This is a genomic window from Aeromonas sp. 2692-1 (genome assembly GCF_013085505.1).
Taxonomy (GTDB): domain Bacteria; phylum Pseudomonadota; class Gammaproteobacteria; order Enterobacterales; family Aeromonadaceae; genus Aeromonas; species Aeromonas hydrophila.
In genome coordinates this window covers 3483392-3506502 of the sequence record NZ_CP038513.1, presented here as the reverse complement: position 1 = coordinate 3506502, position 23111 = coordinate 3483392, and the positions used below count along the sequence as shown (strand labels likewise).

The following is a 23111-nucleotide window of genomic DNA, read 5'->3' as shown; positions in this document are numbered from 1 at the left end:
TCTGGCAGGACGCCAGAGGATGGTTGCCGGCGCTCCCGGGAGCGCACCGCTTTTGCTACCTGCGAGGAAGGAACCCGATGACAGAGCAGAACATCTATCAGCGCGATCTGGAAAAAAATCCCGCCAATTATGAGGCGCTGACCCCCATCAGCTTTCTGGGGCGGGCCGCCCGAGTCTACCCCGACTATCCGGCGCTGATCCACGGCCCCCTGCGCCAGAGCTGGGCCCAGACCGAGCAGCGTTGCCGCCAGCTGGCCTCGGCCCTGCGCCGCCGCGGCATCGGCGAGGGGGATACCGTCTCCATCGTCGCCCCCAATACCCCGGCCATGTTCGAGGCCCACTTCGGGGTGCCCATGAGCGGCGCCGTACTCAACACCATCAACACCCGGCTCGATGCCGAGTCGATGACCTTTATCTTCCAGCATGCCCAGAGCAAGGTGGTGCTGGTGGACCGGGAGTTTGGCGCCGTGGTGCGCAAGGCGCTGACATTGATTGAACTCGCGCCGCTCCTCATCGCCATCGACGATCCCCTCTACCGAGAGGGGGAGCTGGTCAGCGACCTCGACTATGAGGCGTTTCTTGCAGAGGGCAATGGGGATGAGCCCGGCTGGCTGCCGCAAGATGAGTGGCAGGCGATTTCCCTCAACTACACCTCCGGCACCACCGGCAACCCCAAGGGGGTGGTCTATCACCATCGCGGCGCCCACCTCAATGCGGTCAACAACGTGCTCTCCTGGGAGCTGCCCAAGCACAGCGTCTATCTCTGGACCCTGCCGATGTTTCACTGCAACGGCTGGTGCTTCCCCTGGACGCTGGCGGCGACGGCCGGGGTGAGCGTCTGCCTGCGCCATGTGCAGGCGACAGCCATCTATGAGGCGCTGCACGAGCACAAGGTGACCCATTTTTGCGCCGCGCCCATCGTACTCAACATGCTCAACAACGCCGATCCGGCCCTCAAACGCGGGCTCGACCACCCCATCAAGGTGATGACGGCAGGGGCGGCGCCCCCCGCCACCGTGATCGCCGGTATGGAGGCGATGGGGATCGCCGTGACCCACGTCTACGGCCTCACCGAAACCTATGGCCCCTGCGTGCTGTGCGAGCCGCAGCAGAGCTGGCAAGGGCAGGATGCCACCACGCTGTCGCGTCTGAAAGCACGCCAGGGGGTGGCCTCACCCCTGCAGGGGGAGATGCGGGTCATCAACCCGGTCAGCGGCGAGCCGGTCCCCCGGGACGGCAAGACCATGGGCGAAATCGTGCTGCGCGGCAATGTGGTGATGAAGGGCTATCTCAAGAACCCGGTCGCCAGCGCCGAGGCGATGGCGGAGGGGTGGTTTCGCAGCGGCGATCTGGCGGTATGGCACCCGGACGGTTACGTGGAGATCAAGGACAGATCCAAGGACATCATCATCTCCGGCGGGGAGAACATCTCCAGTCTGGAGGTGGAGGACGTGCTCTATCGCCATCCCGATGTGGACGAGGTGGCGGTGATCGCCATGCCGGACGAGAAGTGGGGGGAGGTGCCCTGCGCCTTCGTCAAGCTCAAGGAGGGGCGCGAACTCACCCAGGCCGAACTGATTGCGTTTTGCCGCGAGCAGATGGCCCACTTCAAAGCCCCCAAGCGCGTCATCTTTACCCCGCTGCCGAAAACCTCCACCGGCAAGGTGCAGAAATTTATGCTGCGCCAGCAGCTGGGGTAGGAGCTAGCCACTCTTATCCAACGTTTTGAGTTGGTGCCATTTTGCCTGGAGCAATATGGCGCCAAATTTCTATGTTCATCAAATTCTTTCGGGACTCACTCTGGTAACATCCTGCTCAATAATCGGGGCAGGTAAATATTATGACGCGTGCAAAATTAGATTGGACAAATTCCATTGTATGGGGTGGTCCTGGAGCCATTGAAGGGGTAAAAGAAACGCTCGCAGGAGATCGGCTGGACCGCGCTCGCTATGCCGAGTTTATGACCAATTATCTGGCGACAGAGGGCAAGCAGCGCAACTATGTGCTGAACCTCAATGCCGAATGGGGGGCGGGCAAGACCTGGTTTATCAAGCGCTGGTATATGGAGCTGAAACAGCACTATCCCACCGTCTATATCGATGCCTGGCAGCAGGACTTTTCTGATGATCCCTTATTGACGGTCATTTCGTCGATAATTGAACAGTTGAAAGAAGAAGCAGGTAGTCGACAGCTGTCCCCCTATCTATCGACCAAATTAGCATCATTGTTAAAAGCAACTGCGCCGATAGTAACCAAGGCTCTGTTTAAAAAAATCTCTGGCATCAATATTGATGAAGTCCAAGAGGTCATTACGGCTGATGACGCGGGTAAACTGGTTGAATCACTTTTTCAAGATACTCGCAAAAAGACAGAAGCAGTACAGTTGCTCAAGCATGAGATAAAGCAGTGGGTAGAGGCTATTATTGGCAAGAAAAAGAAACAGTCACCAGCATTTATCCTGATTGATGAGTTGGATCGTTGTCGCCCTTCCTATGCGGTAGAAATGCTGGAAACCATCAAGCATATTTTCGATATCCCCGGTGTGGTCTTTGTCTTGGCAACGGATACCGAGCAGTTACAACATGCCATAAAGGTAATATATGGTGAAGGATTTGATGCATCTGCTTATCTAAGGCGTTTTTTCAGACGGCAATTTTCCTTAAAGGAAATATCAAAAGCGTCATTCATTGAAAGCTATATGACTCTTGATGATGCATCATGTGAGCATATTTTCCCAAGATTTAAAAAATTAAGCGAATTGTCATTGTTATTATCCGTAATCGCAGATGCTTTTAATCTTAAACTTAGAGATATTGAGCAGTACATAGACAAGGTAATGGCTGCAATATCGAACGTTAGTGATGATTTTGATTTAGTGGTTTTTTCCATACTTCTTTTATCCAAAGAGTATGAACCTAACTTCTATAGGCAGATAGTTAGTTTAGAACTATCACTTAGAAATGATAGTTCTAAACCAGTCTCCAACATTGGGTTCTACGAAAGATTTAAATTCAATAAAGAATTGAGTTTTTATGTTCCTTTGGAGAACAATCGTTCAGAGCTTTTAAAAGCTGACATAAGTATATCAAAGTACATAGGTTGTTTCTTTTACTCCATCAAAAATAACGCTCAATTAGTTGCGGCAAAGGAAGGCATTTCGATAGGCGGAATATTGGGTAAACATTCAATTGATTCATTTTCAGAGGCTAGGCATGAAGAAGCGCTATTGGCATATTATTTGGCGAATCAGAGTTTCAATATTAATGAGTATCAAGATCTTGTTGAGCTAGCATGCAATTTAAAATAGAAATGGGCATACGCCCATTTCTGTACAGAAATATTATTTCTGATGGCGCTCATAAAGCCGCTGTACCACATCCTTCAACGCCAGCCCTTCGTTTTGCAGCAGCACTGTGAGGTGGTAGAGCAGGTCGGCGGATTCGTTGATGAGCTCCTCCCTGTCTTTCGCCATCGCGGCCAGTGCCACTTCGACACCCTCTTCACCCACCTTCTGGGCAATGCGCTTGGTGCCCTTTGCATAGAGGCTGGCGGTGTAGCTGGTGGTCGGATCTGCGCCTTTGCGTGCTGCCAGGATCTGCTCGAGCTCGGCCAGGAAGCCAAGCGGCGGCACAGGGTGGCCGTCGAAGCAGGAGGGGTTGCCCAGATGGCAGGTGGGGCCGACGGGGTTGGCAGCGATCAGCAGGGAGTCCTGATCACAGTCGGTGGTGATGGCGACCAGCTGGAGCACATGGCCCGAGCTCTCCCCCTTGGTCCAGAGGCGTTGCTTGCTGCGGCTGAAGAAGGTGACCTGGCGGGTCGCCAGGGTTTTATCCAGGGCTTCCCGGGTCATGAACCCCTGCATCAGCACTTCGCCGCTGGCGGCATGCTGGACGATGGCGGGGAGCATGCCGCCACATTTTGCCCAATCCAGGCGTTCGGCGAGCGACTGCTCGTTGTTTACTGCTTGATTATTCACGGATGGCGACTCCTTCGGTTTTCAGCCAGCGTTTCAGTTCGGGAATGGGGATAAGGCCTTTGTGGAACACGGAGGCAGCCAGCGCCCCATCCACGTCGGCGAGGGTGAAGGCATCGCGAAAGTGCTCCATGGCACCGGCGCCGCCGGAAGCGATGAGCGGCACCTTGCAGATGGCCCGCACCAGCTTGAGTTGCTCGAGATCATAGCCCTGGCGCATGCCATCCTGGTTCATCACGTTCAGCACGATTTCACCGGCGCCACGCTTTTGCGCCTCCTGCACCCAATCCAGGGTATGCCAGGCGGTGGTGCGGGTGCGGCTCTCGTCGCCGGTAAACTGTTTGACCTGATAGTGACCGCTCTGCGCATCAAAATAGGAGTCGATGCCCACCACCACGCACTGCACGCCGAAGCGTTCGGCCAGTCGGGTGATGAGGGTTGGGTCGGCCAGCGCCGGCGAGTTGATGGAGACCTTGTCCGCCCCGAACTCCAGGATCTGGCGGGCATCCTCCACGCTCTTGATGCCGCCGGCAACGCAGAAGGGGATGTCGATGACTTCGGCCACCCGGCTTACCCAGCTCTTGTCCACCACCCGCTCATCGCTCGAGGCGGTGATGTCGTAGAACACCAGCTCGTCGGCCCCTTCGCTGGCGTAGCGGCGGGCGAGCTCGACGATGCCGCCCATCACCTCGTGATTACGAAACTGCACTCCCTTGACCACCACGCCATCTTTGACGTCGAGGCAGGGGATAATACGCTTTGACAACATGCTCGTTGCTCCATGTAAAGCACTGTTAAAACTAACGTTGTTGCCAACGGGCCCAGGGGCCCGGCGGCGAGTGAAAAAGGTGGCTTGCATGCTTTAACAGCGGGTTCCTGAGCGGGAAAAGAGACCCGAAACGGGCGGCGTCTTCACTCGGGGGAGTACCACTATATGCACGACTTTATTCAGTGATTCAACCCTTTATCCAGCTTGCTCGCGCCCTGATGCCGGCTGGTGCCAGCAGGCGCCTGGCCGCTCAAGCCTGGCTGAGAGCCATCTGTTGCCAGCAGCTCACGAAGGGTGAGCAGGGCACCGTCAAAATCAAACACTTTCAGCTGGCGAGCCAGGATCTCGCCTGGCGTCCCCAGGGTGAGCAGCAGAGGGGCCGCGTACTGCTCAAACAGCGGGATCACGGCGGTGTCGCTCTGCACCAGCAACTCCTCAATCTGGCGCAGCAGCTGTTGTTGCCAGTGGCTGCCAAGCGGCGCGGCGTTCGCGGCGGGGCTGGGGTCTTCCTCCCCCAGCAGACTTGGCAGTTCGCTGAGGAGGCGGGAAATGGGGGCCATCCGCTCGGCCAGGGTCTGGCTGTTGTTGGCCAGCTCCTGTTCCAGTTGTTGGCTCTGGGCGGCCAGTTCCACCAGCCCGAGGGTGCTGGCCACCCCGCGCAGGGTGTGGAGCAGCCGGCTGGCGGCTGGCCTGTCGCCAGCGTGCAAATGGCTCTCCAGCTGCTGCATGTCCTGGCTGTGCTCGCTGGCGAAGTGGCGCAGCAGGGCGACGTATTTGCTCTGGTTGCCCTGCAGCGCCGCCAGCCCCTGTTGCAGATCCAGCCCGGGCAGATTTTGCAGGCGGGTGAGGGGACCGGTCAGCAGGTCGGTCGTCCGCCGCTGGTATCTGGGAGCTGCGGCCGTGCTGCTGGGCAGCCACTGCTGCAGCGCCTCGAACAGCTTGGTGGGGGTCACCGGTTTGGCGATGAAGTCGTTCATGCCGGCGGATTTGCAGGCCTTTCTGTCTTCTTCGAAGGCACTGGCGGTCAGCGCCAGAATGGGGACCTGCTCCCAGCCCGGCAGGGCCCGGATGGCCCGGGTGGCGCTGTAGCCATCCATCAGCGGCATCTGTATGTCCATCAGGATGAGATCGAACGGGTGCTGGCTGACGCGCTCCAGCGCCTCTTGGCCATTGACCGCCGTCTCGATGACGAGGCCGCTGTTGTTGAGCAGTTCCAGCACCACCTCGCGGTTGATGGCGTTGTCCTCCACCAGCAGTACCCTGGCGTGGTTGGCAAAGAACAGGGCCTGCTGCACCGTCTGTTCGAGCGCTGCCGGTTGCTGCGGTTCGCCCTGACCCACCGCGAGACGGGCGGTAAACCAGAAACAGCTGCCCTTGCCAAGGGCGCTGGTGACCCCGACTTCCCCGCCCATCAGGGTGGCAAGCCGGCTGGTGATGGCCAGCCCAAGGCCGGTGCCGCCATATTTGCGGGTAGTGGAGACATCCGCTTGTTCGAAAGCCTGGAACAGCTTCTCGCTCTGCTCCGGGCTGATGCCGATGCCGGTATCCTCCACCTCGAAGCGCAGCAGATAGCCGCCGGCAAGCGGGCGATCCAACCGGACCCGCAGGGTGACCGAGCCCTGCTCGGTGAATTTGATGGCGTTGGCCGCGTAGTTGAGCAGCGCCTGACGCAGGCGGGTGATGTCGCCGTGCACCCAGGCCGGGGTATCGCCGATGTCGACTATGATGGTGAGCCCCTTGGCGCGCGCCTGCTCGCTCATCAGGGCGCTGACGTTGTCCAGCATGGCGGTAAGGGAGAAGTCGCTCTGCTCCAGCGCCATCTTGCCTGCGTCGATCTTGGAGAGATCCAGGATGTCGTTGATGATGGTGAGCAGGTGCTGGGCGGCGTTGTCGATCTTCTCCAGTCGATCCTGCTGGGTGTGATCCGGCGTGTCGCGCTTGAGCAGGTAGGTGAGCCCCAAAATGGCGTTCATCGGGGTGCGGATCTCGTGGCTCATGTTGGCCAGGAAGGCACTCTTGGCGCGGTTGGCACTCTCTGCCCGTTGATGGGCCTGAGCCAGCTGCAGGGTGCGCTCGTTGACCATCTCCTCCAGGTGGTAGCGGTACTGATCGAGCTCCTCGCCGAGCTGCTTCTTCTCGGTGATGTCGGCCTGCACCGTCACGTAGTGGGTCACGGCCCCGTTCTCCTGGCGAATGGGAGAGACGGTAGCGAGCACCTGATAGTGGGAGCCGTCCTTGCGCCGGTTGATGAACTCGCCGTGCCAGCGCTGGCCGCGCTTGATGGCATCCCACAGGGCGATGTAGGTGGCCTTGGGGGTGAGGCCGGAGCGCAGCAGAGAGGGAGTCTGTCCTATCACTTCGCTCTGCTGGTAGCCGCTGGCAGCCAGGAAGGCGACGTTGACATATTCGATGCGGGCCTGGGTATCTGTGATGAAGACGCCATCCGGGCTCTGCTCCAGGGCGAGCGAAAGCTGGCGCAACTGCTGCTCGGCCTGCTTGCGCTCGGTGATGTCGAGGTGAATGCCGAGCAGGCGCAGCGGGCGCTGCTGGGCATCCCGGTAGATGCTGCCCTTGCTGCTGAGCCAGCGTACATCGCCATTTGGCAAGAGGATGCGAAATTCGATCTCGATGGGTTTGCCGCTTGCCGGCAACTCGGCCAGCAACTTGTCGAGGCGGGGCTTGTCGTCCGGGTGCAGACAGCTGTGCCACTGCTTGAATTCGCTGAGCTGTTCGGCGCTGCGGCCATAGAGGCGGGCGCATTCGGGCGAGAAGAAGAGCCGGCCGCCCTGCATGTTCCACTCCCAGATCCCGACATGGGCACCCTCCTGGGCCATCAGCAGCCGCTGCTCGCTCTCGCGCAGGGCGCTGCTGGTGGTTTCGGCGCGGATGCGGGCGCTGATGGCGTCGTCCATCAGGTTGAGCGCCGCCAGCCTGGCACGGCGCTGGGTATCGAGGGCCACCTGCTGGTTGTGCAGCAGTTGCTGCTCGGCCAGCTTGCGTTCGGTGATGTCCTGCACGGTGCCATACAGCTCGACGATGGTGCCGTCGTTGGCGCGCAGGGCGGCGCCGCGGGCGATGATCCAGATGGGTTCGCCCTGCTCGTGGATCACCTCGGCATCGCACTCGTAGGGCAGGCCATCTTGCAGACAGCGTTCGACTGACTGGGCGATGGTACGCCAGCCATCCTGGGTGAAGTACTTTCTCACCTCGGGGTAGATGGCCGGGGGCAGGGAGGGATCGCGACCATAGATACGGTAGATCTCCGGCGACCAGAAGTGGCTGTCATCGGCGATGTTCCAGCGCCAGTTGCCAATCTTGGCCAGGTGCTGGGATTCGCGCAGGATCCCCTCGTTGCGACGCAGCGCCTCTTCGGTCTCCTTGCGTTGCTGGTGATCCTCGATGACCGAGATGAAGTAATCCGGTTTTCCCTTGAGGTCCTTGACCAGCGCCACCGTCAGGGTGATCCAGAGGACCTCGCCGCTCTTGCGCAGATAACGCTTTTCCAGGGTGTAGTGCTGACGCTCACCCGCCAGCATCTGGGTCACATAGGTCTGGTCGATGAAGAGGTCATCCGGGTGGGTGATCTGCTGGAAGGTCATATTCATCAGCTCGTCGGCCTGGTAGCCCAGCATGTCGCACAACCGCCGGTTGACCCGCAGCCACTTGCCCTCTGGAGAGACCAGGGCGATACCAACTGCGGCCTGCTCGAAGGTAGCCTGGAAGCGGGTTTCGCTTTGTTGCAGGCGGGACTGGATGCTGCTGAGCTCCTGCCAGCGTTGGGTTTCCCGGGCGCGGGAGCGGTGTATGGCTGCACTGAGCAGGCTGATAAGGATGCCGTTGGCGATCAGAATGCCCCACTGCACCAGATCCTGCCCGGATCCAATGCGCAGTTCGTGAAGCGGAGCGAGCAGGAAGTAGGTGGTGAGCAGACTGCTCACCAGGGTACAGAGCAGGCCTGGCAGCAGGCCGCCGAGCAGGGCGCAGACGGTGATGGGCAGCATGAACAGCACCAGCAGCGGCCGCTCGCCAAAGGCGATGGGCAGCTGGACCCGGATCTGCAGCATCAGCACGGGCAGCAGCACCGCCAGCAGGCAGACCCCCCAGCGCTGTCTGGGGGGGCGAGGGAGCCACAGTGAAGACCAGCGCGTCATAGGGACTCCTCCGGCGGGGTAGGGGCCTGCGGATAGGGAGGCTGTTGCCCGAGCTGAAGCGACAGCTCGTTGATCTTGTGCTTGAGGGCCAGCATGGCCAACTCCCGGTCCACCATCACCTTGTTGAACCGCTCCAGTTCATTGTTTTGCTGACGGAGCTCGCTGGCCTGACGGGTCAGGGCCTGCTCGACCTGTTCGCGCTCGGTGACATCCAGCAGCAGGCCAAGCACGGCAGGCTGGCCGCGATAGTCGACGCGGCGCCCATAGAGCTCCATCTCGATGTTCTGGTGGTCGTGGTGCAGGGCGGTGAAGCGGGTGTGGATCTCGCTGTCTTCCTGTTCGCAGCGCTGCAACTGCTCAGCCACCCTGGCGCTGTCTTTCGGACTGGCGAGGGCGTGCAGGGTGCCAATTTTGAGCAGGGTAGCGGTCGAGGCGTAGCCGAACAGGCGGGCAAAACCTGGGTTGATGTAACAGAGCTGGCCCTGCTGGATGATGTAGATGCCGGCCAGTGACTGTTCCACCAGGGCGCGAAACAGCCCCTCCCGCTCACGCAGGCCCGCTTCGGCCCGCTTGAAATCCGTGATGTCGCGAGAGATGCCGAAGATGCCTATCACCTGGCCATCGCTGTCCTGCAGCGGCCCCTTGGTGGCGAGAAACACCCGCTCGCCGCCTGGCAGGGTCAGGTACTCCTCCTGGGTCTGTACCCGGTTGTTGGCGATCACCTGTTCACCCAGCGCCATCAGCATGCGGGCCTGATCGGGGGGAAAGATGGCCATGTCGTCCTGACCCAGCATCTCGCTGGCGGATTTGCCGACAAACTGGCTGGCGGCGCGGTTGAACAGAATGTATTTGCCCTCTCTGTCCTTGGCGAAGATGGCATCTTCCGAGCTGTCGGCGATGGCGGAGAGCAACTGCAGCGCCTGCAGGCGGCCGGCCTGGGACTGGCGAACCTGCTCGGCCATCTGCAGCCGGGTGTGCTGGCGCAGCAGTACAATGCCGGTGTTGGCGATAAGCAGCACCAGCAGGCCAATGAGCCCGATCCAGATGCTCTCTTTGAGCTGCGCCCGGGTGAGTTCGGCTTTGTCTATCTTGGCCAGCAGATACCAGTCGGTGCCCATGACCGGCTGTACGGTGCCAAATACCGGCGTGTTGCGGTAATCCTTGCCAAAGAAGAGCGCCTTGCCCTCTTCATTGCGACTCTGCTGCAGGAACTGGGCTGCCAGCAACTCCTTGCTGCTGACGGGCAAATGCAGGGTGAGGGCCGAACCGGGGCGATAGCGCACATCGTTGAGAAACTGGATCTGATCGCCGCTGCGGCGAAACAGCAGGGCCTCACCGCTGCTGTCCGGCACCGGCCAGGATTTGAGAATGTTGTTGAGCCAGTCACTGCGGCTTATCTGCAGCACGATGAAAGGTGACTTGTCGCCCGCCATGGGGAGTGGGGCGATAAAGTCGAGGCGGGCTTGACCCTGTTCGTCCAGATAGGGGCCGACCCGGGTGATGCTACCGCTTTTTGCGTCCTTCAATGCTGCGCGCAACTGGGCGCTCAGGCCGCTGGCATCCGGGGTGTGCCACAGCAGGTTGCCCTCTGGCGAGAGCACGCTGGCGGCACTGAAGCGGCGAATGGAGATAAATTCGTCCAATTTGGTCATCAGGTTGGCATGACCGGCCCGGGTGGCCTGGGCCTCGCGATAGAGGGCCGCGTACAGCGGATTTTCAAACAGAATGTGGGCGTCAAATTCCCGGGCGCTGAGCCATTCGGTGATGCGCTTGCTCTTGAGATCGGCAATGGTCTCGAGCCGGGCTGCCTCCTTGTCCTGGGTCAGGTTGATGTTCTGGGCGATGGCCATGGCGGTCAGGGTCAGGATCAGGCCGTTGAGCAGCACGAACGGCAACAGCTGGCGCCGGGTAGGGGAAGTGGTCACCGTCGGCTGGTCGATGCGCCGGCGCAGCATGGTATAGAGCATGGTGGCGGTGATGAGGATGAACAGCCACCCCTTGATGGTGCTGGCCAGCGCGAACTGGGCCGGGGTGCTGAACAGCCACTCCACCGCCTTGTCGGAGAGCAGGATCCACAGGCTCGCCACCGCGGCATAGGTGAGCACGACGTTGAGCACATGGGCCCGGGTCAACGAAGGCTGCTCAGCCATGTCTGGCCTCATTGTCATCCTGGTAGCGCTCGGCGATGGCGACGAACTGCTCGAAATGGTTGTCAAACGCCGTCACCACATCCGGGTCGAAATGCTGGCCGCTGCCGGAGAGGATCAGGGCGCGGGCCTCCTCATAGGGCATGGCCGCCTTGTAAACCCGCACATTGATCAGCGCATCGAACACGTCCGCCAGTGCCATCAGGCGGGCCGAGAGCGGGATGGCGTCCCCTTGCAGGCCGTCGGGATAGCCGCTGCCATCCCACTTTTCGTGGTGCCAGTGGGCTATCTCCTTGGCCAGGGTGAGAAACACCAGTGGCTGCTCGATATCCCGTTCGGCCTCTTCGATGGCGTCGCTGCCGAGCTTGGCGTGGGTGCGCATGATCTGCCACTCCGCCGGGGTCAGCTTGTCCGGCTTGAGCAGGATCTGATCCGGAATGCCCACCTTGCCGATGTCGTGCAGCGGCGCCGAGCGGCTCAGCAGATCGATGTAGCGGGGGGTCAGGGTGTCGGTAAAACGGGGATGACTGGCCAGCGCACAGGCCAGTTGCCTGACATAACCCTGGGTGCGCAAGATGTGATTGCCGGTCTCGGGGTCGCGGATCTCCGCCAGATGGGCGAGCGCCCGGATGGAGACTTGCTGGATGAGGTCGTTCTCGGTCATCCGGCGTGCCACCTCGGCCTCCAGCGCCGCGTTCTGATGCTGCAGGCCGTCGCGGGCCTGTTTGGCCTCCAGTTGGGTGCGCACCCGCGCCTGGACGATGGCCGGTTTGATGGGTTTGGTAATGTAGTCGGCGGCTCCCAGCGACAGGCCGTACTCCTCGCTCTGGGGGTCGGCGAGGGCGGTGAGCAGCACCACAGGGATTCGACTGGTTACAGGGGTAATACGCAGCTGTTTGAGCACCTCATAGCCGTCCATGCCAGGCATCATCACATCCAGCAGGATGAGATCCGGGATTGTCTTGCCAGTGGCGATCCGCAGACACTTCTCCCCGCTCTGGGCGGCGAGCACCCGATAGGTGGGAGAGAGCAGGTCGGTCAGCACCATCAGATTTTCGGGTGAGTCATCGACAATCAGGATGGTGGCGGAGTGAGATGTAAACATAGATCCTCCGTGACGTTGTCTCAGTGAATTCGAGTATAGAGTCAATTGTTACCAAGTAATAAGGACTTACCTCGATTTACCCCTTGATGAAGAGGCTTCCGGCCGGACGGCCCGGCAGGGAGCCTCTCTCTCAATCGACGTCCTGATGGCGACGCTGCGGCTTGCTTACAGGCTGCCATTCCCCCAGCAGGCGATGGCATCCCCTACCGAGAACTTGCCCTCCAGCAGGGCGCGGCCGAGGATGATCCCCTTGACCCCTGAGCCCTTGAGCGCCTCGATGTCTTCGATGCCGCCAATGCCGCCAGAGGCCTGAAAACCGACGCTCGGATAACGGGCGCAGAGATCCCGGTAGAGTTCGACGTTGGTGCCTGAGAGGGTGCCGTCACGGCTGATGTCGGTGCAGAGCACGTGCTTGAGACCGGCAGGGAGGAAGCGCTCGATCAATGCTTCGATGGTCACCCCGCTGTTCTCCTGCCAGCCGGCCACCGCGATATGGCGATTGCCCTGGGCATCAATGTTGACGTCCAGCGCCAGCACGATGCGCTCGGGGCCGTATTTTTCCATCCAGCTGGCCACCAGATCCGGCGATTTGACGGCGGTGGAGCCGATCACCACCCGGCTGACGCCAGCGGCCAAGAGGTCTGCCACATCCTGCTCGCTGCGCACGCCGCCCCCCACCTGCACCGGTGCTTCGGTGGCCGACAGCAGCTGGGCGATGAGGGGGAGCTGGCGCGCCTTGGCATCCTTGGCACCATCAAGGTCCACTAGGTGCAGTTGCACCGCCCCCTGGGAGACATATTCGTCGAAGCGGGCCTGCGGGCTGTCGCTGTAGGCGGTCTTCTGAGCGTAGTCGCCCTGATAGAGCCTCACGACTTGGCCGTTAATCAGATCAATGGCTGGAATAATCATCCTTGTTACAGCTCCAAAAAGTTTTGCAGTAGGCGGGCACCGGCCGCGCCGGAGCGCTCCGGGTGGAATTGGGCGCCAAAGAAATTGCTGCGCTCTGCAACCCCGCCCACGATGGCGGTGAAAGGCTTGCCGTAGTCACAGGTCGCCAGCGTCGCTTCGGTTACCTCCAGCGCATAGGAGTGTACGAAGTAGAAGTAGCTGCCGCTCGGGATCCCCTTGAGCAGAGGATGGGTCTCGTCGTGCTCAATCTGGTTCCAGCCCATGTGGGGTAGGCGCAGGTTGCCCACCTCCATCAGCTTGATCCTGCCCGGTACTATGCCAAGACAATCGATCAAGGCATGGGTCTTGCCATCGGCAGCCATGCTCTCTTCGGACGCCTCCGCCAGCATCTGCATGCCGAGGCAAAAACCGAGCAGCGGCTGCTTGGCGGCGCGAATGAGTGGCACCAGCCCCCGTTCGTTGAGATTCTTCATGGCGGCCACCGCGGTGCCGACGCCGGGCAGGATCAGCTTGTCCGCCCGCTCGATGTCGGCAGCTTCGCGGGAGACCCGCGGCTGCACGCCGAGGCGCTCGAATGCCATGCGCACCGAGGCGAGGTTCGCGCAGCCGGTGTCGATGATGACCAAGTTCTGTTTCGTCATCACAGCACTCCCTTGCTGGAGGGAAGCTCGCTCCCTTCCACCCGAATGGCCTGGCGCAGGGCGCGGCCAAAGCCCTTGAACAGCGCCTCCACCTGATGGTGGGTGTTGCCGCTGCCCACCTTCATCTGCAAGGTGATGGCCATGGCGTCCGAGAGGGAGCGGAAGAAGTGGGGCACCATCTCGGTGGCCATCTCGCCCACGCTGTCGCGGCCAAAACCGCTCGGGCAGTCGAACACGAAGTAGGGGCGGCCGCTCAAGTCGAGCGCGGTGGCCACGTCCAGCTCGGTCAACGAGGGGGCCTGGGCACTGTCATTGGCGCCGTCAACCAGGCGGGGGCGACCGTCGATCACCGCCTGCACCTCGTCCATCGCCAGCACGAAGCCGAAGCGGCCGATGCCGCGCTTGTTGCCAAGGGCCTGGCGCAGCGCCTGACCCAGAGCCAGCCCGACGTCTTCCACCGTGTGGTGATCGTCGATGTGCAGATCGCCGCTCACTTTGAGCTTGAGCCGAAAACCTGCGTGGGTCGCTATCTGATCCAGCATGTGATCAAAGAAGCCGATACCGGTGGCGATCTGGTTGCCGCCGCTCTTGTCTAAATCCACCGCCACCTGAATGCGGGTCTCCTTGGTGTAACGCTCCACCTCGGCCACGCGTCCCTTGGACAGCAGCTGATCACGGATGGCGAGCCAGTCGTGATCTTGCGGGTGGTAGCGGATCCCGCGAATGCTCATGTTGTCGGCCAGTTGCAGATCGGTCTGTCTGTCACCAATCACAAAGGAGTTGGCAAAGTCGATGCGACCGGAGGCGAGATATTCCTTCACCAACCCGAGGTGGGGCTTGCGGCAGCTGCAGCCATCGGTGGGAAAGTGCGGGCAGATCAGCACCTGCTCCCAGTTCACCCCTTGTGATTCGAACAGGTGCATCATCAGGTCGTGGGGGGGCTGGAAGTTCTCCAGCGGCAGGCTGGCGGTACCCAGCCCGTCCTGGTTGGTCACCATCACCAGCACGTAGCCGGCGGCCTGCAATTCGCGCAGCACTGGAATGACCATGGGCTCGAAGCGCAGCTTGGCGAGGCTGTCCACCTGCTTGTCGGTCACCGGCTCTTCAATCAGGGTGCCGTCGCGGTCGATAAACAAAAACGGGGTCTTCATCGCTACATCCTTGTCTTAAAAAGAGGGAGAGGGCAGGTCACGCAATACCGCCAGCACGGCGTCCATCTCGCCCTGATAGCCGATGGTGACGCGAATGCTGTTGTCCAGGCCCGGCTTGCTGGAAAAATCCCGCAGTATGATGCCGGCGGCCTTCATGGCGGCAAAGACAGCGGCGCCATCCACAAAGCGCACCAGCACGAAGTTGCCCTTGTCCTCGAACACCTCCTTCACGCAGGGCAGGGTTGCCAGCGCGGCCTTGAAGGCGGCTTTTTGCTTGTTGAGCTCCACCACTCGCTCGCCCATCAGCTCCAGTCCCATGGGGGAGAGGGCCTGCGCCGCGATCTGGGCGATGGGCTCGGGGATGGGATAGGGGGCGATCACCTTGGCCAGCATGGCGATCACCTCGGGGTGGCCTAAGGTAAAGCCGCAGCGGATCCCCGCCAGGGCAAAGGCCTTGGAGAGGGTGCGGGTCACCACCAGATTGGGGAAGCGGGCCAGCAGGTCCACCACGGACGCCTCGGGGCAGAACTCGATATAGGCCTCGTCCACCACCACGATGGCGCGATCCCGGGCTTTCTCCAGCAGTGCGATGAGACCATCGCGGCCCACCAGATCTCCGGTGGGATTGTTGGGGGAGCAGAGGAACACCAGCTTCACGTCGGAAAGGCGATCGGCAATGGCGGGCCAGTCAGGCTGGCGGCTGGCGGTGAGCGGCTGCTCGACGATACCGACACCGCAGGTCTCGGCGCTGATGGCGTACATGCCGTAAGTGGGCGGGCAGATCAGGATCTGATCTTCACCCGCTTCGCAGAAGGTGCGGATCAAGAGCTCGATGGCCTCGTCGGCACCGCGGCTCACCAGCACCTGATCGGGGTTGACTCCGGCGTAGGCGGCATAGCCATTCACCACCTCGGCCGGCTGGCACTCGGGGTAGCGGTTGAGACGGCTGCCCTCGATGATGAAGGGATAGGCCAGCGGCGCCTCGTTGGCGTTGAGCCAGACGTGGCCCTTGCCGCCGATGCGGCGAGCGGATTGATAGGGGGTGAGGGCCCGCACCACGCGGCGCGCCAGGTTGGCAATGCTCATGACAAATCCTTCTGCTGTGCTGTTGGTTGGGACGTGGCGGCCAGGGCGTTCAACCTGAGGGTGACGGCATTCTTGTGGCCATCAAGCCCCTCGGCCTGGGCGATGCGCTCGACGATGGGACCAAGGCCCTGAATGCCGCGCTCGCTCAGCTCCTGCACCGTGTAGCGGCGCTGATAATCGGCGAGGCCCAGGCTGGAGCAGGTGCGGGCATAACCGTAGGTGGGCAGGGTGTGGTTGGTGCCGCTGGCGTAATCGCCGACCGACTCGGGTGTCCATGCCCCGAGGAAGATGGAGCCGGCATTCTCAAGCTGATCCAGTAGATCACGGGGAGCGCGGGTCTGCACGATCAGGTGCTCCGGCGCGTAGGCGTTGGAGATGGCGCAGGCTTCTGCCAGATCGTCGCAGAGGATCACCAGACTGCTGCCGAGCGCCTGGGCGGCGATATCGCGCCGAGTCAGCTTGGCCAACTGGCGCTTGATCTCGCCGTTGATGGCGTCGGCCAGCAGCGGCGAGGTGGTTACCAGCACCACCTGGCTGTCGGGGCCGTGTTCGGCCTGGGAGAGCAGATCCGCCGCCACGAAGGCAGGGTTGGCGCTCTCGTCGGCGATCACCAGCACCTCGGAGGGGCCGGCCGGCATGTCGATGGCGGCGCCGCGCCAGTCGCGCGACACCTGCCCCTTGGCTTCGGTCACATAGGCGTTGCCCGGGCCGAAGATCTTGTCCACCTTGGGGATGCTCTGTGTGCCGTAGGCCATGGCGGCGATGGCCTGGGCGCCGCCGATGGCGAACACCTTCTCGACCCCGCAGGCGCGGGCGGCGAACAGGATCTCGTCGCTGGCCGGGGACGGGGTGCAGAGCACCACTTCACGGCAACCGGCCAAGCGGGCCGGAATGGCCAGCATCATCACAGTAGAGGGGAGTGGCGCGCTGCCCCCCGGCACATAGAGGCCGACCCGGCTGATGGGCTGGGTGCGCAGCTCGCACACCACCCCGGGCTGGGTCTCCACCCGCACCACCGGCTGCACTTGGGCTGCGTGGAAGGTGCGAATGTTGGCAATGGCCGCCTCGATGGCGCCCTTGATGTCGTCACCCAAGCGGGCGCAGGCGGCCTCGATTTCGGCGTCGCTCACTTGCAGTTGCTGGCGCGGGGCGCGCTCGAAGCGCTGGCTCAGCTCGCGCAGGGCCTCGTCGCCCCGGCTGCGCACCGCAGCGATGATCTCCCGCACCACGGCGCCGATGTCGGCTTCGTCACTCAGGGCCGGCCGGGTCAGTACGTCGGCCTGCTGGGCGGGGGAGAGGGTCTTCCAGATCAGGGTCTGCATGATGTCCCTTCCTTATTCCATCATTTTTTCGATGGGCAGCACCAGAATGGAGCTGGCACCCAGCGCCTTGAGCTGTTCCATGGTCTCCCAGAACAGGGTCTCGCTGGAGACGACGTGCAGCGCCACCTGGTTGGTCTCGCCCGCCAGCTGCATGATGGTGGGACGCTCGGCGCCCGGCAGCAGATCGGTGATGGCATCGAGCTTGTCCTTGGGCGCGTGGAGCATGATGTACTTGCTCTCGCGCGCCTGCTGCATCCCCTGAATGCGGGGCAGCAGGGTGTCGATGATCTTCTGCTTGGCATCGGACAAGGGGTTGGGGGCCTGCACCAGTACTGCCTTGGAGCGGTAGATCACTTCCACTTCTTTGAGGCCGTTGGCCTCCAGGGTGGCGCCGGTGGAGACCAGATCGCAGATGGCATCGGCCAGGCCCGCGCGCGGCGCCACTTCCACCGAACCGCCCAGCATCACGCTCTTGAAGCTAAGCCCTTTTTCATCGAAGAAACGCTTGAGCAGCCCCGGGTAGGAGGTGGCGATGCGCTTGCCGGCGAGGCTCTGTGGCCCGGTGTAGGTGACGTCGTCCGGTACCGCCAGGGAGAGGCGGCAGCCGCCGAAGTCGAGCTGCTTGAGGGTTTTGACCGCAAAGGGCTGGCCCTGGGAGGCGCGGATGAGCTGCACCTCTTCCAGCACGTTCTCGCCGATGATGCCAAGGTCGACCACCCCTTCCATCACCAGTCCCGGGATGTCGTCATCGCGCACCCGCAGGATGTCGATGGGCATGTTCTCGACATGGGCGATGAGGCGCTGTTCGCGCAGGTTGATCTTGAGGCCGCAGCTCTTGAACAAGGCCTGGGAGTCCTGGCTCAGACGACCGGATTTTTGCATGGCGATGCGCAGACGTTGTGTTTCCATTGCTCGATTTCCTTCTAGTCAAAAACGAAAAAGCCCTCGGAAGTCAGTGCTTCCGAGGGCTTATGAATCTTGCGGTCCTTTTGGAAGTCACCAGTTAAGTGTCTTCCAGCAGTCAACCTCCTGAAAGACTATTCGGGATGATGATGGTGGTGATGAGTCTTCAGGCTGGTGAACTGCATGTAATTAATCCTTTACAAATAAGATGTCGTAGTTGACGCCCGATTTAAACTACCTGCCTTGACGGAAAAAGCAACCGGAAAATGTGATTTGGTCGATTAAAGTTGAGAAAACGGTTTTCTGGTCGATAACTAGACAAGGTGAGCCAGAGGAGGCGACATCATGCCCAGCCAGGACCTGTTATTCCCCATTCTGCCCCGGGCACCGGCTGCCCCGAGCAGTGACGACATCAAGCGGGAAGTGACCCAGATCAGCCAGAAGCATCAGCTGCGCAAGACCAGTACCGACAACGGTGACTCCCAGCAGCGCCAGCAACCTTATCCATCGGCCAAGCGTGATCAGCCAGCACCTGAAGAGGACGATCACAAGCCGGATCCCGATCACCAGATCGATCTCTTCGTCTAGGCGCAGAATCAGTCCCGCTTTTGCCACACTTTTGGCATAATGCCCCCTTTTGCTGCGGGACGCCCTTTTGACCATCCAGACCCTGTTCAAGCCAGACGGCCCTCTGGCCAGCCATATCGACGGCTTCAAAGCCCGTGCCCCGCAACTGGAGATGGCCGAGGCGGTGGCGCGTGCCATCAAGGAGCATGGTCGCTTGCTGGTGGAGGCGGGCACCGGTACCGGCAAGACCTACGCCTACCTGGTGCCTGCGCTGGAATCCGGCAAACGGGTGGTGATCAGCACCGGCTCCAAGAACTTGCAGGAGCAACTTTTCTACCGGGATCTCCCCACCATCACGGGGGCGCTCTCCTACACCCCGCCGGTGGCCCTGCTCAAGGGGCGCAGCAACTATCTGTGCATCGAGCGGATGAACCGGCTGCTCAGCGAATCCCACCTGCAAAAACCGGAAGTGCTCAATGATCTGGTCAAGGTGAAGTCCTGGTCCACCGCCACCGACAACGGCGACGTGGGGGATATTCCGGGGCTGCAAGAGAATGCCGAGATCCTCGCGCACGTCACCAGCACCAATGAAAATTGCCTCGGTCGCGACTGCCCCTATTACGACGACTGCCATCTGGTGGTGGCTCGCCGCCGTGCCATGGATGCCCAGGTGGTGGTGATCAACCACCACCTCTTCTTCGCCGACATGGCGGTCAAAGACACCGGATTTGGCGAGTTGGTGCCCGAAGCGCAGGTCTACGTGTTTGACGAAGCCCATCAGTTGCCCGAGATCGCCACCAACTACTTCGGCAAATCGGTGGGCAGCCGCACCATCCTGGATCTGGCGCAGGATATCCAGCTCGCCTATCGGGCCGAGGCCCACGACATGGCCCAGCTCGGCAAGGCGGCCGACCGGCTCGCCATCGCCAGCCAGGATCTGCGGCTCGCCTTCGGGGTGGACGGTGGGCGCGGCAACACCCGCGACATGCTGCGCCAGCCGCTCTGGGGCCAGGCGCTGGCCCGCCTCAACGATGCCCTCGGACTCTGTTATGAAGTGTTGAAGCTGGCGCTCGGGCGCGGCGAGCAGCTGGATCACTGTTTCGAGCGGATCAGTGAGCTGCGCACCCGCTTGGGAGAGGTATTGGCCATCAACCAGACCGGTTTCTCCTACTGGTACGACTGCTCGCGGCTGCACTTTACCCTTAACCTGACACCGCTGTCGGTGGCCGAGCGCTTTGGCGCCGAGGTGCTGCGTCCCGAGGTCGCCTGGGTGTTTACCTCGGCCACCCTGACGGTGGACATGCGCTTTGATCACTTCAAAGCCGAGCTGGGGCTGGCCGGCAGCGCCGAGCTTATTCTCGACAGCCCGTTCGACTATGGCGAGCAGGCGCGGCTGTGCGTGCCGCGCTTTCTGCCCGAGCCCAATGCCTTTGGCCGTGGTGAGCAGCTGGCCAATCTGATGATCCCGCTCATCAACAAGACGCCGGGGGGCTGTTTCTTTCTCTGTACCAGCCATCAGGTGATGCGCCAGGTGGCCGAGGTGCTGCGCCGGGAGATCGGCCGTACCGTCCTGCTGCAGGGGGAGGACAACAAGCAGCGATTGCTCAAGGAGTTCGTCGAGAATGGCCGCGCCGTGCTGGTGGCGACCAGCAGCTTCTGGGAGGGGATCGACGTGCGGGGGGCGGCGCTCTCCTGTGTTATCATCGACAAGCTGCCGTTTGCCAGCCCCGATGATCCGCAGCTTAAAGCGCGAGTGGATGACTGCAAGCTCAGGGGCGGTGATCCCTTCGCCGATATCCAGCTGCCGAAGGCGGTGATCGCCTTGAAACAGGGGGTGGGGCGGCTCATCCGTGATCGCGGCGATCACGGAGTACTGGTCATCTGTGATCCCCGCATGGTCAACAAGCCCTACGGCGCCACCTTCATCAAGAGTCTGCCCGCCATTCCACGGACCCGGGAGCTGGCGATGCTGGGAAATTTCTTCGAGCAGCAGGCGCTCGCCGGGCGGTGAGCGCGTTTGCGCTGGTGCGGCCGGGCAAGCTTGCAACATTTTGAAAAACTGCTGGTACTGTCTGCTTGCAGATAATGTAATTGACTGATTTTATAGAGATTGGAAAGCATGAACGAGTTGAAGATCCTGGCCGTTGATACCGCCACCGAAGCCTGCTCCGCCGCCTTGCTGGTGGGGGAGCAGGTGTTCTCCCGCTGGGAGGAGGCACCGAGGGATCACACCCGCAAGATCCTGCCCATGGTTCAGGCTGTGTTGGACGAAGCCGGGATAACCTTGGATGAGCTCGATGCCATCGCCTTTGGCCGTGGTCCCGGCTCCTTTACCGGGGTGCGCATCGGCATCGGTGTGGCGCAGGGTCTGGCATTTGGGGCCGGCGTGCCGCTGATCGGCATCTCCACCCTGGCCGCCATGGCGCAAGGTGCCCATCGTCTGGATGGTGCCGAACAGGTGCTGACCGCTATCGATGCGCGGATGAACGAGGTCTATTTCGGCCGCTATGAGCTGGTCGATGGCCGCATGCAGCTGGTGGGCGACGAGGTGGTGAGCGACCCGGCGGCACTGGTTGACGCCCGTGGCAAGCTGGCGGGTCGGGTGACCTGCGTTGGTACCGGTTTTGAAACCTATGGCGAAATTTTAAGTGGCCTTGCCGATGAGCTGGCGGTGAGTCAGGTACGCTTCCCGGCGGCGCTGGACATGCTGCCGCTGGCGCGCAGCGCCTGGCTGGCGGGCGAGGCGGTGGCGGTGGAGCAGGCGACCCCGGTCTATTTGCGTGACAAGGTGACCTGGAAGAAGCTGCCGGGCCGCGAATAAGGGTGGGAGTGGCAGGCATGTCGCTTACGCCGATGGGAACATGCCCCATTGCGGGTGGTTGACAGGCCGGTTTCATCCGGCCAGAGGAGCGTGACATGTTGAAGCGTGCAATGGTGATGGGGGCCGCAGGGCTCTTGCTCGGTGCCTGCAGCTCGGTCCCGAAAGAGCTGGCCTATGAGCCCGCCAACCAGCTGGTGGCCTACCAGCCGGCCCTTGCCGGCCTGGAGGGCAAACCGGCCCGCTGGAGCGGGGTCATCTCGGCGGTACACAACAAGGCGGATCAGAGCGTCATCGAAGTGGTCTATCTGCCGCTCAAGTCCAACGGGGTGCCGGAGCAGACCGAGCAAAGCCCCGGTCGTTTTCTGGCCATCATGCAGGGCTTTGTCGACCCGACCCTCTATGCCAAGGGGCGCAGCCTGACGGTGCTCGGCACCATCGACAAGCCGCTCGACAGCCAGATAGGCGAGCACAAATACCGTTTCTCGGTGCTCAAGGTGACGGGCAGCAAGCTGTGGCCGCCGGTCAAGGAGGTGGAGGTTCGCTATGTGGATCCCTACTTCTACGACCCCTTCTATGATCCCTACTGGCCGAGACGGCCACTGCGCCGCTAGGGCCGGGAGTGAAGACCGTGCTGCAGGAGCGCTTCCTGACCCTGGCCGATGGCCGCCGGGTGGCCTTGCTTGAGAGTGAGCCGGTGCCGGGTGAGCAGACCAGCAAACCCTTGCTGGTTGCGCTGCATGGCTGGCTCGACAACAGTGCGAGCTTTGTGCCCCTTGCCCCCTATCTGACCCACTTTCAGCTGGTCTGCATCGATCTGCCGGGGCACGGTCACTCGGATCACAAGAGCACGCCCTATGTGTTCGTCGACTGGCTGGACGATCTCTACCAGATCGCCCAGGCGGCGGGCTGGACGACATTCACGCTGCTTGGTCACTCCCTCGGGGCCTTGATCGCCTCCGCCTATGCCGGGGTCTTTCCCGAGCAGGTGGAGCGACTCATCCTGCTGGAGGGGCTCGGGCCTCTCAGCCAACCCGACGAGGCGGTGCCGGAGCAACTGCGCCGCGCCATCCTGAATCGCAGTCGTACCCGCGAGCGAGCCTCCCAGGGTTTTGCGTCCATCGATGAAGCGGTGGCGGCGCGCTGCAAGGTGGCCGACATTGGCCCGGATTCGGCACGCCTCATCTGCGAGCGGCAGCTGGCAGCACGGGCAGGGCGCTGGCACTGGCGCAGCGATCCTCGTTTGCGGGATCTCTCCCCCATGCGCATGAGCGAAGGGCAGGCCCAGGCGCTGATCCGGGCCATTGCCTGTCCTGTGCTGTTTATTGCCGGCGCAGAGGGTTTTGCCAGCCTGCAGGCGCAGTGGCAACAGCGTCATGCCGCGTTTGCCCAGATAGAGAGGGTCGTTTTGGCGGGAAACCACCATTTTCATATGGAAAATTCGGCAGAGACCGCGGTTTGTATCGAAAAATTTTGTCAAATTCGGTAGAATCGACGGCTTTCAATAATTCCAGGTTTGTCTTCTCCCTCACATTTTTCCGTTGTTAATTTGCTGTTAATTGATGTTGC

General features: G+C 61.6%; 18 protein-coding genes and 1 other annotated feature. Of the genes, 7 read left to right on the top strand and 11 right to left on the bottom strand.

All coding sequences use genetic code 11. The features are described from left to right. The first annotated feature begins 77 nt into the window (after positions 1–77). Both E5E97_RS16520 and E5E97_RS16515 read left to right on the top strand, forming a co-directional pair. Complete coding sequence (locus tag E5E97_RS16520; RefSeq protein WP_171280580.1) at positions 78–1700, top strand: acyl-CoA synthetase; 1623 nt, start codon at positions 78–80, stop codon at positions 1698–1700. Between the two features lie 140 nt (positions 1701–1840). Continuing rightward, entirely contained in the window at positions 1841–3307 is a 1467-nt protein-coding gene (locus tag E5E97_RS16515) for a P-loop NTPase fold protein (protein WP_171280579.1), read from the top strand. Between the two features lie 33 nt (positions 3308–3340). On the opposite strand, the gene hisIE is transcribed toward E5E97_RS16515, so the two are convergent. The 11 genes from hisIE to hisG all read right to left on the bottom strand — a co-directional run bounded on the left by hisIE (position 3341) and on the right by hisG (position 18163). Then, on the bottom strand, positions 3341–3976 hold the full coding sequence (hisIE, locus tag E5E97_RS16510) for a bifunctional phosphoribosyl-AMP cyclohydrolase/phosphoribosyl-ATP diphosphatase HisIE (RefSeq protein WP_171280578.1): 636 nt from the start codon (positions 3974–3976) through the stop codon (positions 3341–3343). Continuing rightward, positions 3969–4742: an imidazole glycerol phosphate synthase subunit HisF gene (gene hisF, locus E5E97_RS16505; protein WP_139390465.1), complete on the bottom strand. Its 774-nt coding sequence runs from the start codon at positions 4740–4742 to the stop codon at positions 3969–3971. The genes hisIE and hisF overlap by 8 nt, the downstream gene beginning before the upstream one ends. Positions 4743–4921: 179 nt before the next feature. After that, complete coding sequence (locus E5E97_RS16500) at positions 4922–8893, bottom strand: PAS domain S-box protein (protein WP_171280577.1); 3972 nt, start codon at positions 8891–8893, stop codon at positions 4922–4924. Further along, entirely contained in the window at positions 8890–11043 is a 2154-nt protein-coding gene (locus tag E5E97_RS16495; RefSeq protein ID WP_171280576.1) for a PAS domain-containing protein, read from the bottom strand. The genes E5E97_RS16500 and E5E97_RS16495 overlap by 4 nt, the downstream gene beginning before the upstream one ends. After that, entirely contained in the window at positions 11036–12145 is a 1110-nt protein-coding gene (locus tag E5E97_RS16490; RefSeq protein WP_118881197.1) for a two-component system response regulator, read from the bottom strand. Before E5E97_RS16490 ends, E5E97_RS16495 begins: the two co-directional genes overlap by 8 nt. Positions 12146–12310: 165 nt before the next feature. Beyond that, positions 12311–13054 (bottom strand): 1-(5-phosphoribosyl)-5-[(5-phosphoribosylamino)methylideneamino]imidazole-4-carboxamide isomerase, encoded by a 744-nt coding sequence (gene hisA, locus E5E97_RS16485; protein ID WP_171280575.1) that lies wholly within the window; start codon positions 13052–13054, stop codon positions 12311–12313. 5 nt (positions 13055–13059) lie between these two features. After that, positions 13060–13695 carry an imidazole glycerol phosphate synthase subunit HisH gene (hisH, locus tag E5E97_RS16480; RefSeq protein WP_118881199.1) on the bottom strand — a complete coding sequence of 212 codons (636 nt, stop codon included), beginning with the start codon at positions 13693–13695 and terminating at the stop codon, positions 13060–13062. After that, positions 13695–14846: a bifunctional histidinol-phosphatase/imidazoleglycerol-phosphate dehydratase HisB gene (gene hisB, locus E5E97_RS16475; RefSeq protein WP_118881200.1), complete on the bottom strand. Its 1152-nt coding sequence runs from the start codon at positions 14844–14846 to the stop codon at positions 13695–13697. The genes hisH and hisB overlap by 1 nt, the downstream gene beginning before the upstream one ends. 15 nt (positions 14847–14861) lie before the next feature. Beyond that, positions 14862–15932 carry a histidinol-phosphate transaminase gene (gene hisC / locus E5E97_RS16470; RefSeq protein ID WP_118881201.1) on the bottom strand — a complete coding sequence of 357 codons (1071 nt, stop codon included), beginning with the start codon at positions 15930–15932 and terminating at the stop codon, positions 14862–14864. After that, a complete protein-coding gene (gene hisD, locus E5E97_RS16465; RefSeq protein WP_171280574.1) occupies positions 15929–17254 on the bottom strand; it encodes a histidinol dehydrogenase in 1326 nt (441 codons plus the stop codon). The genes hisC and hisD overlap by 4 nt, the downstream gene beginning before the upstream one ends. A gap of 12 nt (positions 17255–17266) precedes the next feature. After that, entirely contained in the window at positions 17267–18163 is an 897-nt protein-coding gene (gene hisG / locus E5E97_RS16460; RefSeq protein ID WP_011706053.1) for an ATP phosphoribosyltransferase, read from the bottom strand. Positions 18164–18191: 28 nt separating this feature from the next. Then, positions 18192–18316 (bottom strand) — a sequence feature (His leader region). A 186-nt stretch (positions 18317–18502) separates the two neighbouring features. Here hisG and E5E97_RS16455 point away from each other — a divergent pair. From E5E97_RS16455 to E5E97_RS16435, 5 genes are all read left to right on the top strand, one after another. Beyond that, on the top strand, positions 18503–18745 hold the full coding sequence (locus E5E97_RS16455; protein ID WP_011706055.1) for a hypothetical protein: 243 nt from the start codon (positions 18503–18505) through the stop codon (positions 18743–18745). Positions 18746–18812: 67 nt separating this feature from the next. Beyond that, entirely contained in the window at positions 18813–20735 is a 1923-nt protein-coding gene (locus E5E97_RS16450) for an ATP-dependent DNA helicase (protein ID WP_024945368.1), read from the top strand. Between the two features lie 108 nt (positions 20736–20843). Beyond that, the gene (gene tsaB / locus E5E97_RS16445) at positions 20844–21545 is read left to right on the top strand and encodes a tRNA (adenosine(37)-N6)-threonylcarbamoyltransferase complex dimerization subunit type 1 TsaB (RefSeq protein WP_162901933.1); all 702 of its coding nucleotides are present in this window, start codon (positions 20844–20846) and stop codon (positions 21543–21545) included. A gap of 95 nt (positions 21546–21640) precedes the next feature. Then, entirely contained in the window at positions 21641–22156 is a 516-nt protein-coding gene (locus E5E97_RS16440) for a Slp family lipoprotein (protein ID WP_016350775.1), read from the top strand. Positions 22157–22164: 8 nt separating this feature from the next. After that, complete coding sequence (locus E5E97_RS16435) at positions 22165–23031, top strand: alpha/beta fold hydrolase (RefSeq protein ID WP_162901934.1); 867 nt, start codon at positions 22165–22167, stop codon at positions 23029–23031. The last annotated feature ends 80 nt before the right edge of the window (positions 23032–23111 follow it).